Source organism: Actinosynnema sp. NPDC023658 (assembly GCF_040639995.1).
In the GTDB taxonomy this organism is placed as follows: domain Bacteria; phylum Actinomycetota; class Actinomycetes; order Mycobacteriales; family Pseudonocardiaceae; genus Actinosynnema.
The window spans coordinates 21,646-33,778 of record NZ_JBFAAX010000028.1 but is presented as its reverse complement, the minus strand read 5'-3'; the positions used below and the strand labels follow the sequence as shown (position 1 = coordinate 33,778).

Here is a 12,133-nt window from a genome sequence, read left to right as displayed (position 1 = left end):
GGATGTGCCGGACCGCCAGCGCCCCGAAGCCGGTGGAGACGCCGTACGTGGGCTGCTCGGCGGTCGCCAGGCGCTCGATGTGCGACCGGGCGGTGGTGACCGCCTCACGGGCCGCTTCCGTGATCTCCACGCGCGCGCCGCCTCGGGCCACGGCGTGGACGTCGTCGCGGGTCAGGGGTTTCGGACCCAGCTGCACGGGTTGCTGCATGTGCCCATCTCAACCCGGCAGCCGGATCCGCACGACCTGACATCCGCCGATCGTGTCTGGTATGCCAGACGGGCTACCGCGTCCCGATCCAGGCCACGTCCGGGTTGGTGTCCACGACGAGCGCCTCCGCCACCCGGGCCAGCACCTCGACCGGGGCATGCCGGGTCTCCAGGCCGGGCGGCAGCGGCGTGCCGTCGGGCGTCTTGAACTCGTCCGGCTTCACCCGCACCTGCAGGGTGGGCGCGAGTTGGACCGCGAGCAGGCCGAACCCGTCGGCGGTGTAGTGCGCGGGCTTGCCGCCGACGGTCGTGGGCGTGGAACCGGCCGGGGCGTCGGCGGTCCGCAGCAGCTCCGCCCCATACCGGACGTCGTCGAGGTCGCTCGTGCCCGCGATCGTCCAGTCGGCCGCGCCCGAGCCCTTGACCTCGACGTACGGGTACTGGTTCAGCGAGAACGGGATGCGCATCGACGTGGTGTCCGGGACGACGGAGTCCGCGATCCGCCGCACCTCGGCGCGGGCGTCCACGCCGGTCACGCCCTCCAGGCTGACGCTGAGCACGTGGCCGGGGGCGGCGTTCCAGTACAGGCTGTCGCCGAACCAGGCCGCCACCGCGCCGCCGACCGTCGTGCGGTCCCCCACCGGGGCGTTCTCGACCTTGGGACCGACGTCGCCCGCGATGGCGGTGAGGACGCCGAAGCGGACCAGCGGCGAGCCGGGCTCGGTGGAACCGGGCGCGTAGAGCCGCGCCGTGCCCCACGGGCCGATGACGCGCTCACGCTCGGTGTAGCCGTCGAGCACGACCCCCGGCCGGTACTCCAGGGCCCGGGTCGGCACGTCCGCGGCCAGGACGGGCTCGGGCGCCGACGTGGTGCCGAGCTGCCGGGCGGGCGGGGCCTGGCCGGCGGTCGGTCCGTTCACGGTGGCCACCACCAGCGCGGCCGCGGCGGCCGTGGCGCCGGCGGTGGCGAGCACCAGGAGCAGCGGCTTGCGCGTCCGGCGCGGCCGGTGCAGGGCGGCGAGCACCGCGCCCGGCGGTGGCGTGCGCTCGGCCCGGCGGTGCAGGGCGTCGGTGATCAGGGTTTCGGTGGTCTCGTTCACAGCGGGTGCCTCACGCGTTCGTCGGCGCGCAGCACTGCCAGCGCGCGGGAGATGTGGCTGCGGACCGTGACCTGGGCACACCCCAGGACGGCGGCGATCTCGGCGTCGTCGCACCCCTCGTAGTAGCGGAGCACGACGGCGACCTTCTGCTTGCGCGGGAGCGCGTCGATGCGCTGGAGCATCGCCTCCCGCTCGTCGTAGTGGTCGGCGGGATCGGGTTGGGGCGGGTCCACGCCGGTCAGGGGCAGGTGGGACTTCAAGCGACGGCGCCATCCCAGGAACTCGTTGGTGACCATCCTCTTGAGGTACGCGGCGGGCGCGTCGACCGAGCCGATGCGCGCCCACTTCTGCTGCGCCCGCAGCAGGACTTCCTGGACCACGTCCTGAGCCAGGTGCGGGTCGCCGGTCAACACGGTGGCGTAGCGCAGCAGCGGGGTGACCTGCCGGGTGGCGAAGTCCTCGAAGCTGGTCGTCATACCCCTCCAATGCGCCGTCCCGCGGTTTTGTTGAGAATGGGTTCCGTGGGAGGCAGCAGCGACGTGCCGGCGTTGCGCCGGGGGCTCGCGGTGCTGCGGCTGCTGGCGAGCAGGCCCGGTCCGCTGTCGGCGGCGGCGGTCGCCCGTGAGCTGGCCCTGCCCAGGTCGACGACCTACCACCTGCTGGCGGAGCTGACCGAGGCCGGTTTCGCGACGCACTTCCCCGAGGAGCGGCGCTACGGGCTGGGTGTGGCCGCGTTCGAGCTCGGGTCGGCCTACCTGCGGCACGACCCGCTGGAGCGGTTGGCGCGGCCCGTGCTGCGCAGGCTGGTGGACGCCGTCGGTCGGACCGCGCACCTGGGCGTGCTGCACGGCGCGGAGGCGCTGTACCTGGTGCGCGAGCAGCCCCGCCGTCCGACCACGATCGTGTCGGACGTCGGCGTGCGGCTGCCCGCCCACCTGACCGCGTCGGGCCGGGCGGTGCTGGGCCGGCTGCCCGCGGCGCAGGTCAGGGCCCTGTTCCCGGGCCCGTTCGTCGACCGGACCGGGCGGGGGCCGCACAACCTGCCCGCCCTGCGCCGCCTGCTGGCCGTGGAGCGCAGGCGCGGGTGGGCGGTGGAGGACGGCTACGTGACGGACGGCTTCGCGTCCGTGGCGGCCCCCGTCTTCGACCACGGTGAACGCCCGATCGCCGCGATCACCGTGACGTTCCGGCACGTGTGCGAGGTGGAGTGCGGCGAGACGTGGCCGGAGCTGGCGGCGGAGGCCCGCCGCGCGGCGGACGAGCTGACCACCCGCATCGGCGGCCGGGCCTGAGGTCGGGGACCCCCGGTCAGCGCGACGGCCCGGCCCCCAGCGGGGACCGGGCCGCGACGGCAGGGAACTACAGCTTGACGGACTTCAGGAAGTCGGCCGCCACGTTCGCGACGGTCTCCTTGTCCACGTCCACCCGCTTGACCAGCTCGGCCAGCTTCTCCGTGGTGAGCGCCGCGGACACCTTGTCCAGCGCCGCCTTGCCCTTGGCGTCGACCGCGTCCGACCGCAGCAGCGGCACGACGTTCTGCGCCGGGTACATCACCTTCGGGTCCTCCAGCTCCACGAAGTCGTTCGCCTTGATGTCGGCGGACGTCGTGTAGAGGTTGGCCACCTGCACGGTGCCGTCCTTCAGCGCGTCGACCGTGATCGGGCCACCGGTGTCGGTGGTCTTGATCTCGGTGAACGTCACGCCGTACAGCTCCTTGACCTTGGCCTCCCAGCGCTGCGCCCACTCGCCGGCCGCGCCGAGCGCGTACTTGCCGGCCCCGAGGTCCGCGATGGACTTCACGCCGCCGTCCGCGGTGGCCTTGGTGACCACCAGGACGTCCTTGTCCTCCGCCTCCGACTTCGCCAGCACCTCCAGGCCCGACGGCGTCTTGCCCTTCAGCGCCGTGTAGACCTCCTCGGCCTCGGTGGTGGTGTTGGTCTTGTCGAAGTAGTTGAGCAGGTTGCCCGTGTACTCCGGCACCACGCCGAGCGACTTGTCCTGCAACGCCTTGACGACCAGCTCGCGAGCGCCGATGCCGGACCGCACCGACACCTTCGCGCCGGTCGCCTTCAACGCGCCGGCGTAGACCTCGGCCAGGATCTTGTTCTCGGTGAAGTCGGCCGAACCGACCACGACCTCACCCGACGCTGCCTGGTCGCCGCTCCCACCCAGGTCCTCCTTGGACCCGCACGCGGAGACGACCAGGGCAGCCGCCGCGACGACAACGGCCAACGTGCGCTTCATGCCGTGCTTCCTCCAGATTCGACGGGCGCCGGCTCTCCCCGGCGCCTCGGCCCCGCCCCGCCCGACCGCGCCTTCCCAGCGCGCCGGGTCCGGGCGGACAGCCGCAAACCCGCGGGCACGACCAACCGGCCGACGCCCGCGAGCACCACGTCCAGGACGACGGCGAGCAGCGCGATCAGGATCGCGCCGCCGACGAACTGCCCGTAGTCCAACACCCGCAGGCCGTCCAGCAGGGGACGCCCCAACGTCTCGATACCCACGTAGGCCGCCACCGAAGCGGTGGCGACCACCTGCAGCGTCGCGTTGCGCAGACCGCCGACGAGCAGCGGCAGCGCGTTGGGCACCTCGACCCGCCACAGCCGCTGCGCGCCGGTCATGCCCATGCCGCGCGCCGCGTCCACCACGCCCCGGTCCACGTCCTGCACGCCCGCGTAGGCGCCGGCCAGGATCGGCGGCACCGCGAGCACGACCAGACCGATCAGCACGCCGGACGTGCCGCCGCCCGCGACCAGGTAGAGGAACGTGACCAGGCCCAGCGTCGGCAGGGCCCGCAGCGCGTTGCTGCCGCCGACCAGCACCACGCCGCCGCGACCGGTGTGCCCGACGTACAGGCCGAGCGGCACGGCGATCAGCGACGCGCCGAGCACCGCGCCCAGGCAGTACAGCAGGTGGATGCCGATCCGCACCGGGATCGACTTGCCGCCCGACCAGTTGACCGGGTCGACCAGCCACGCGAACGCGTCCGCGAAGATCACGGCTTGCCCCCCGCCCGCGCCCACGGCGTCAACCGGTTGCGCAGCAGCACCAGCAGCAGGTCGACCACCAGCGCCAGCAGCAGGGTCAGCACGATGCCGACGATGATCGGCGCGAGGTAGCGCTGCCGGAACCCGTCGGTGAACAACGTGCCGAGCCCGCCCGTGCCGATCAACGCGCCGACGCTGACCAGGCTGATGTTGCTGACCGAGCCGACCCGCACCCCGGCGGCCAGCACCGGCACCGACAGCGGCAGCTCCACGGTCAGGAACCGGCGCAGCGGCCGGAAGCCCATCGCGGTGGCGGCGGCGGTGACGTGCGCGGGCACCGCGGCCAGCGCCTCGGCCACCGGCCGGACCAGCAGCGCGGTCGTGTAGACGGTCAGCGCGATGATCACGTTCAGCGGGTCGAGCACCTGCGTGCCGATGACCGCCGGGATGATCGCGAACAGCGCCAGCGACGGGATCGTGTACACCACGTTCGACAGCCCGATCAACGTCGCGTTGACCTGCCGGAACCGGTGGCACAGCAGGCCGAGCACGATCGCCAGCACCACCGACACGACCAGCGGCACCAGCGACAGGTAGACGTGGTCGAGCAGCATCTGCAGCAGCGCCGCCCTGGTGCCCGCGTCACCGAGGTACTTCCCCAGGTCACCCACGGCGGCTCTCGATCACGTCGAGCACCTGCCGCGCCGTGACGACGCCGGCCAGGCGCCCCTCGGCGTCCACCGCCACGCCCAGCCCGGACGGTGACGACAGCGCGGCGTCCAGCGCGCCCCGGATCGACGCGCCCACCTCGTACAGCGAGCCGCCGGGCACGACGGACGAGTCCGGCGCGACCCAGCCCTGCGGCCTGCGGTCGGCGTCCAGCACCAGCCGCCAGTCCGAAGAGGACTCGACCGGCTCGTCCGCGACGACCGTGGGCACCTCCGCCACCACGACCCCGGACGAGTCCACAAAGGACAGGCTGCGGTAGCCGCGGTCCTTGCCGACGAAGCTCGCCACGAAGTCGTCCGCGGGCCGGGTCAGCAGCTCGGCGGGCGGCGCGTACTGGGCGAGGACGCCGCCGGTGCGCATCACCGCGACCTTCTCACCGATCCGGATGGCCTCGTCGATGTCGTGCGTGACGAACACGATCGTCTTGTCCAGTTCGGCCTGGAGCCGCAGCAGCTCGTCCTGGAGCCCTTCCCGCACCACCGGGTCGACCGCGCTGAACGGCTCGTCCATCAGCAGCACCGGCGGGTCCGCGGCCAGCGCCCGCGCCACGCCGACGCGTTGCTGCTGGCCACCGGACAGCTGCACGGGGTAGCGGCGGCCCAGCTCGGCGGGCAGCCCGACCAGCTCCAGCAGCTCGGCGGCCCGCTGCCGGGCCTTGCGCCGGGTCCAGCCGGTGAGCAGCGGCACGGTGGCCACGTTGTCCAGCACGGTCCGGTGCGGGAACAGGCCCGCCTGCTGGATGACGTACCCGATGCCGCGCCGCAGCGTGGGCGGGTCGACGCCCAGCACGTCCTCGCCGTCCACCAGGACGGTGCCCGACGTGGGGTCGATCATCCGGTTCACCATGCGCAGCGAGGTGGTCTTGCCGCACCCCGACGGTCCGACGAAGACCGTGATCGTGCCCGCCTCGACCACCAGGTCGAGCCCGTTCACCGCGGTGGTCCCGTCGTCGAACCGCTTGGTCACGTCGCGGAACTCGATCACCCGTGGTCCTCCTGCCGATGGGCATCAAGCGTCGAACGACCCTAGCCCGTCGGTCCGACCGCGGCACGGCGTTTCACCATCCGGTCAGTAGGCTGCACCGGTTGTGGCCACCGAACCGGTACGAGCGCTCCTCACCGAACGCGGCGTGCACGCCCGCAAGCTGCGGCGCGTGCTCGACCTGCTGGCCGATGACTGGCACACCCTGGCCGAGTTGGTTCGGCTTCCCGCTGTGCCCCGGCGCACGGTGCAGGAGCTGCTGACCGCGGTCGGCGACGACCTGGAGACCAGCGGTGACCGGTACCGGCTCGCGCCCGCCAAGGCCGCCGACTACGCGGGGTTCGCGGCCGGTGACGACCTGGTCGACCCGCTGGACGCGCTGGTGTCGCGGCACACCGGGCACCTGCGGTCCGTGCTGGCCGACATCGCGGACGTGCCGCCGCCGCTGTCCGCCCTGGACCACGTGCAGGCGACGGCGGAGACGGCGCTGAAGCGCGCGCTGTGGTTGGACACCACCTACGACCTGGCCGGGCGCACGCTGCTGTGCCTGGGCGACCACGACCTGACCTCGCTCGCGGTGTGCGCGGTGAACCCGGCGGTGGACGTCGTCGTGGTCGATGTGGACGACCGGCTGCTGGAGCACATCGCCACGCGGGCCGCGGAACGCGGGTGGCCGGTGCGGACGGTGCACGCGGACTTCCGGTTCGGACTGCCGCCCGCCCTGCTGGAGTCGGCCGACCTCGTGTTCAGCGACCCGCCGTACACGCCCGAGGGCATGGGGTTGTTCGCCGGCCGGGCGATCGAGTGCCTGGCCGACCAGGGCCGGGGCCGGGTGCTGCTCGCGTACGGCTTCAGCGACCGGACGCCCGCCCTGGGCCTGAAGGTGCAGCAGGAGCTGCAACGGCTCGGGTTGGTGTTCGAGGCGATCCTGCCCGCGTTCCACCGGTTCGACGGCGCGCAGGCCATCGGCAGCGCGGCCGACCTGTACGTGTGCCGGCCCACGTCCCGGCGCTCGGCGTCGTCCCCGTCGGCCGCCCGGACGTCCATCTACACGCACGGCCCGCAGTCCGTGGAGGCGTCCGGACCGGGTTCGGAGGCGTTGGCGGCCCTGGTCGACCTCGCGCCGCGGCCCGAGTCCTCCCCGCCGCCGAAGCCGCGCGCGCCGGGGTGGGCCGACCCGATCGGCAAGGGCGCGGCGTCGCTGGCGGTGGACCTCTCCGGCGACCCGGGGCCGTGGCTGCTGCGGACGTTGCTGGCCTGCTCGCCCGGCCGGATGGCGGCGCTGGTGCCCAACAACCACCCGGACGTCGCCTCGGCGGCAGGCCAGCAGGGGCTGAAGTCGTTGGTGGACACCAGGTTCGCGCTGCGGTTCCTGCGGTCCACTCCGGACGGCAAGCACTGCGTGGTGGTCGCGGACCAGGTGTTGGCGGGCACGCTGGACGCCGGTGGGCTGGCCGTGCGGGAGGTGCTGATGCGCGCGCACGGCAAGCTCGGCAACGTGTGGCGCGAGGCGCTGGTCACCGCCACGCACGGCGCGATGACCAAGCGGGAGGCGAGGGAGCGCATCGGTGAGCACGACGACCTGGAGCTGCGGCTGGTCGACCTGCCCCGGCACCGGATCGCCGCGCTGCTGCCGCTGATCCGCGCGTCCGCGACCCGCTGACCTCCGCCGCCGACCCCTCCCCGGTCCGCGACCGCGACCGGGGTGCGAGGTTCACTCACCGAAGCGCGTGATGGCCTTCAGCATGTCGCGCGCCAGGCCGAACAACGCCTTCAGCGCGGCCGCGATCAGCACCATCACGCGCACCAGCCCGATCAGCCGCCGGGTCATCCGGTCCAGCACGACCGCGCCGCGCCCGACCGCCCAGGTCGCGAAGTCCGACACCGAGCTGCCGCACGTCAGGTCCGCCGCCGCGAACGCGACGGTGGCGTTGTCGAGGACCTCGCGGACGTACAGGGCGACCACGTCCCGGAACACGCCGTGGACCGCGGCGGTGATCGCGCGCACCTCGGCCACGTGCGACGCCACGTCGCGGCACACCCGGCTCATCGCCGTGATCTCCCCGGTGAGCCACCCGCCGCCGGCCCGCCGCCGCGCGATGCCGTCCAGCGTCCCGGCCACCTGCCGCCAGGTCGCGACGGCGTCCTCGAACCGGTCGCCGTGGCCCGCCAGCCAGTCCAGCGGCTCGCGCAGGTGACCGACGTGCTCGACCAGCCACCCGAGCCCGGCGCGGTCGAGCAGGCACAGCGGGTCGACGTCCGGGCCGGGCACGCCGACGTCGCGTTCGAGGGTGTCCCGCTCCCCCGCCGCCCCCGACCGCAGCACCGGGAAACCACTCACCGAGGCGCCGTCCCGGATCCGTCGTCGAGCTCGACGGGCTCGGCGTGCACTTCCGCCTCCGCGCGCACGTCGGGCTCGGCTGGCTCGGCTGGCTCGGCGTGCTCGTCGACCGGCGCCCACAGGCTGCGCGGCAACGGCAGCTCGGGTTCGGCCCCTCGCGGCGCGGCGGCCGGAGCGGCGACCACCGGGGCGGCCGGCGGGGCGGGGGCCGGCGGTGCGGCCGACGGGGAGGGGGCCGGCGGTGCGGAACCGGTCAGGAAGTCCATCGCGGCGGTGCCGGCGAACTGCGGCTCCACGTGCGCCACGACCTGCCGCGCGGCCTGCTCCTGCGCGCGCCGCACGGTGTCCATCACCACCTCGCCCAGCCGCACGGGTGAGAACCCCGCGGCGGCCGGCGAGAACTCGATGTGCCGCAGCGACCCGTTGGGCGCGACGGTCGCGGTGACCGCGCCGTCCGGCGACCGCTGGGTGGCCTCCGCGCGCCGGATCCGGTCCCGCAACCCGCGGGTCCGCTCGGCCAGGTCGCGCGCCTTGGCTTCGAGGTCAGCGATCATGCGTTCCGAATTCACCCGGAAGAGTATCCAGGGTCACCCGGCACGGGGAATGTGCAACGGTCCGAGAGCCAGTACCGCGCGGAACTCCTTGGGCGGCACCGGCCGGGAGAACAGCCACCCCTGGTAGGTGTCCACGCCCATGCCGCGCAGCACGTGGAACTGGGTCGCCGTCTCCACGCCCTCCGCCACGCACTTGCGGTCCATCGCGCGGGCCATGTCGACCACCGCCGCGGCCACGGCCAGGTCGGACGGGTCGGTGCCGACACCGGACACGAACCGCCGGTCCACCTTGATGATCTGCGCCGGGAGGTCCTTGAGCCGGGCCAGCGACGAGTAGCCGGTGCCGAAGTCGTCCACCGCGAACCGGATGCCCCGGTCCACCAGCTCGCCCATCGTCTGGCGCACCCGTGACGGCAGGTCGACCAGCGCCGTCTCCACCAGCTCCAGCACCACCCGGTCCCACGGGATGCCCGCCTCCGCGATGGCGTCCGCGACGATGTCGACGAACTCCGGGTCACCCGGCACGAGACCGGCCAGGTTCACCGCCACCGACACCGGCTTGCCGCCCGGCTCGGGCCAGGTCGAGGCCTCCTTCAACGCGGTCCGCAGCACCCACCGGTCCAGCTCGCGCAGCAGGTCGCCCTGCTCGGCCACGGGCAGGAAGACGTCCGGCGGCAGCAGCCCGCGGTCCGGGTGCGGCCACCGCACCAGCGCCTCCGCGGTCTGCACCACGCCGTCCACGCCGACCACCGGCTGGAAGTGCAGCGTCAGGCCGTCGTTCTGCAACGCCTCGCGCAGCTGCCCCTCCAGGTGCACCTGCCGGTCGGCCGACGCGATCAGCGCCGCGCTGGCCAGCGACACCCGGCCCGCGCCGGACCGCTTGGCCTCGAACATCGCCGCGTCGGCGAAGCGCAGCAGGTCGTTGCCGGTCGCGCGGGACCCGTTCGGCACGGCCGCGCCGTTCGTCGGCGCCACCCGGAGCAGCTGGCCGTGCACCGGCACCGCCGTGCGCAGCAGCCCGGCGACCTTCGTGGCCAGCGCGTGCACGCCGCCGACCTGGTCGAGGTTCTCGCAGATGATCACGTACTCGTCGCCGGACAGGCGGGCGGCCGTGCAGCCGTCCGGCAGGCCGCCCTCCAGCCGCCGCGCCAGCGCCACCAGCAGCTCGTCACCGGCGTCGTGGCCCAGCGAGTCGTTGACCCGCTTGAAGTTGTCGATGTCGCAGAACAGCACCGCGACCTGCGACCGGTCCGGCGACTCCAGCAGCTCGCCCAGCATCTCCTTGACCAGCGCCCGGTTCGGCAGACCGGTCAGCTCGTCGTGCGTCGCCTGGTGCCGCAGCGCCTCGGCCGTGCGCCTGCGCTCGGTGATGTCCTGGAACACGATCAGCCAGAACCGGCGGCCGTCGTCCTGCACGGACAGCGCGATGTGCAGCTCGCAGTACACCTGCACGCCGTCGCGGCGGACCAGGATGCGCTGCGGGACCTTGTGCGTGCGCTCGGCGCCCGGCGCGGACATCTCGTCGATCGACGGGAGCCGCGGGTCGTGGTCGTCCGGGTGGGTGAGCTGGCTCGCGGTCATGCCGCGCAGCTGCTCCAGGTCCATGCCGAGCAGGTCGCACAGCGCGTCGTTGGCGTCGACCAGCCGCTCGCCCTCGTCGAACAGGCCGATGCCGACCGGCGTGAGCGACACCAGGTCCGCGAACCGCTGGCTGGACCGTTTCATCCTCGTCTCGGCGGCGCGCTGCTCGGTGATGTCCTGCGCCGTGCCGACCGCGAGCGGCAAGCCGTCGGTGCCCTTGACGACCACGCCGTAGCAGCGGAACACGCGCTGCTTGCCGTCGCGGCGCACGATCCGGTGCTCGAGCTGGATCGGCACCTCCTCGGTGGCCAGCTGCTGCCACAGGTCGTCCACCCAGGCGCGGTCGTCGGGGTGCACCAGGTCGAGGTAGGTCTGGTAGCGGGTGTGCTCGTCGCGCGGCACGCCGAACAGGTCGACCAGCATGTCCGACCACGCCACGTCGCCGGTCTGCAGGTTCCACTCCCAGACGCCGAGCTGCGCGGCCTTCTGCGCGTCCGCGAGCCGGCGGCGGTCGTCGCGGAGCTGGCGCTCCAGCGCGCGGGCCTCGGTGACGTCCTGGATGGTGCCGTGCAGGTGGCTGACCTTGCCGTTCTCCAGCTCGGCCCGCGCGCGGCACACGTAGACGCGGTCCCCGAACTCGCTGCGGACCTCGGCCTCGACCGTGCTGCCGTCCTCCGCGCGCTGGAGCAGGCCCGACAGCGCGGCCCGGTCGTCCGGGTGCACGGCCAGCAGCTGCGCGTTCGGCTCGACGCCCAGCTCGGCGTACATCTCCAGCAGCACCTCGCTGCGGTGCAGGGCGCCGGTCGCCACCTCGTAGCTCCAGCTGCCCATGCGCGCGATGCGCTGCGCCTCCAGCAGCCGGGCACGCTCGGTCTCCAGGGCGCGGTCGGCCAGCTGCTGCTCGGTGATGTCGCGGATGTAGCCGGTGATGAACTCGGTGCGGCCGTCCGACCTCACCTTCGCCTCGGCCACGCCGCGGATCCAGCGCAGCTGCCCGTCCGGCAGGATGATCCGGTAGACGATGTCGATCGGGTTGCCGTCGAACTCGCGGTTCGCCCAGTACCGGGCGACCATCTCGTAGTCGTCGGGGTGGACCAGGTCCAGCACGGCCTGCGCGCCGGGCACGACCTCCCCCGGCCGCACGCCGAACATCTCGTAGTGCGACTCGGACCAGACCGTGACGCCGGTGTCCGGGTCGTACTCCCAGGAGCCGATCTTGGCGACCCGCTGCACGGTGCGCAGCCTGCGCTGCTCGTCGCGCAGGTCCTCGGCGGCCCGCGCCAGGTCCGAGACGTCGACCAGCAGCACGGCGTGCAGCCCGGTGCCGGGCACCTGCGTGCGCACCGCGCGGACCGGCACCAGCGCGCCGTCGGCCTGGTGCAGCCGCAGGTCGTCGGGGCTGCCCAGCAGCAGCTCGCCCAGGGACCGGCCGACGAGGTCGTCCGCGGAGTCGGCCTTGGTCAGCGCCACCGCGGCGGGGCTCGCCCGCATCACGACGCCCTTGGGGTCGACGAGCAGCGTGGGTGCCTCGGGTAGCTCGATGCCGTCCAGCGCCACGTCTCCGCTCTGCGGGCGCGCAGGGTCGAGCACCACCGGAGCGCGTCCAACCCGCTTGGGCACGGTCCCACCTTCCCGTGTTCACGGCAGGGATGA

At 73.5% G+C, this 12,133-nt stretch carries 12 protein-coding genes; 2 read left to right on the top strand and 10 right to left on the bottom strand.

Annotated elements, in window-relative coordinates; all coding sequences use genetic code 11:
- From AB0G02_RS06335 to AB0G02_RS06325, 3 genes are all read right to left on the bottom strand, one after another.
- A partial coding sequence (locus AB0G02_RS06335; protein ID WP_360790158.1) for an aromatic amino acid lyase occupies positions 1-208 on the bottom strand: 208 nt, incomplete at its 3' end.
- 73 nt (positions 209-281) lie between these two features.
- Positions 282-1,307 (bottom strand): hypothetical protein, encoded by a 1,026-nt coding sequence (locus AB0G02_RS06330; RefSeq protein ID WP_360790155.1) that lies wholly within the window; start codon positions 1,305-1,307, stop codon positions 282-284.
- Positions 1,304-1,783, bottom strand: a complete 480-nt coding sequence (locus AB0G02_RS06325) for a SigE family RNA polymerase sigma factor (RefSeq protein WP_360790153.1) — start codon at positions 1,781-1,783, stop codon at positions 1,304-1,306. Before AB0G02_RS06325 ends, AB0G02_RS06330 begins: the two co-directional genes overlap by 4 nt.
- Before the next feature lie 45 nt (positions 1,784-1,828).
- On the opposite strand from AB0G02_RS06325, the gene AB0G02_RS06320 reads away from it, so the two are divergent.
- Positions 1,829-2,599: an IclR family transcriptional regulator gene (locus AB0G02_RS06320; RefSeq protein WP_360790150.1), complete on the top strand. Its 771-nt coding sequence runs from the start codon at positions 1,829-1,831 to the stop codon at positions 2,597-2,599.
- 67 nt (positions 2,600-2,666) lie between these two features.
- Here the strand turns inward: AB0G02_RS06320 and AB0G02_RS06315 are convergent, their stop codons facing one another.
- The 4 genes from AB0G02_RS06315 to AB0G02_RS06300 are packed head-to-tail and all read right to left on the bottom strand — an operon-like array spanning position 2,667 to position 6,007.
- Entirely contained in the window at positions 2,667-3,551 is an 885-nt protein-coding gene (locus AB0G02_RS06315) for an ABC transporter substrate-binding protein (RefSeq protein WP_360790147.1), read from the bottom strand.
- Positions 3,548-4,306: an ABC transporter permease gene (locus AB0G02_RS06310; protein WP_360790144.1), complete on the bottom strand. Its 759-nt coding sequence runs from the start codon at positions 4,304-4,306 to the stop codon at positions 3,548-3,550. The genes AB0G02_RS06315 and AB0G02_RS06310 overlap by 4 nt, the downstream gene beginning before the upstream one ends.
- The gene (locus AB0G02_RS06305) at positions 4,303-4,965 is read right to left on the bottom strand and encodes an ABC transporter permease subunit (RefSeq protein WP_360790141.1); all 663 of its coding nucleotides are present in this window, start codon (positions 4,963-4,965) and stop codon (positions 4,303-4,305) included. The genes AB0G02_RS06310 and AB0G02_RS06305 overlap by 4 nt, the downstream gene beginning before the upstream one ends.
- Entirely contained in the window at positions 4,958-6,007 is a 1,050-nt protein-coding gene (locus AB0G02_RS06300; protein ID WP_360790138.1) for an ATP-binding cassette domain-containing protein, read from the bottom strand. Before AB0G02_RS06300 ends, AB0G02_RS06305 begins: the two co-directional genes overlap by 8 nt.
- Before the next feature lie 103 nt (positions 6,008-6,110).
- Between AB0G02_RS06300 and AB0G02_RS06295 the strand changes: the two genes are divergently transcribed.
- Positions 6,111-7,667 (top strand): bis-aminopropyl spermidine synthase family protein, encoded by a 1,557-nt coding sequence (locus AB0G02_RS06295; protein WP_360790135.1) that lies wholly within the window; start codon positions 6,111-6,113, stop codon positions 7,665-7,667.
- Positions 7,668-7,718: 51 nt separating this feature from the next.
- Here the strand turns inward: AB0G02_RS06295 and AB0G02_RS06290 are convergent, their stop codons facing one another.
- Genes AB0G02_RS06290 through AB0G02_RS06280 form a run of 3 tightly spaced genes read right to left on the bottom strand, consistent with a single transcriptional unit; the run spans position 7,719 to position 12,100 of the window.
- Positions 7,719-8,345 (bottom strand): hypothetical protein, encoded by a 627-nt coding sequence (locus AB0G02_RS06290; protein WP_360790132.1) that lies wholly within the window; start codon positions 8,343-8,345, stop codon positions 7,719-7,721.
- Positions 8,342-8,914, bottom strand: a complete 573-nt coding sequence (locus tag AB0G02_RS06285) for a YbaB/EbfC family nucleoid-associated protein (protein WP_360790129.1) — start codon at positions 8,912-8,914, stop codon at positions 8,342-8,344. The genes AB0G02_RS06290 and AB0G02_RS06285 overlap by 4 nt, the downstream gene beginning before the upstream one ends.
- Positions 8,915-8,932: 18 nt before the next feature.
- Positions 8,933-12,100, bottom strand: a complete 3,168-nt coding sequence (locus tag AB0G02_RS06280) for an EAL domain-containing protein (protein ID WP_360790126.1) — start codon at positions 12,098-12,100, stop codon at positions 8,933-8,935.
- Between the last annotated feature and the right edge of the window lie 33 nt (positions 12,101-12,133).

Excerpts from the sequence above, each read along its gene's own strand:
- AB0G02_RS06315 (WP_360790147.1), bottom strand. The coding sequence starts at position 3,551 with ATGAAGCGCACGTTGGCCGTTGTCGTCGCGGCGGCTGCCCTGGTCGTC.
- AB0G02_RS06325 (WP_360790153.1), bottom strand. The coding sequence starts at position 1,783 with ATGACGACCAGCTTCGAGGACTTCGCCACCCGGCAGGTCACCCCGCTG.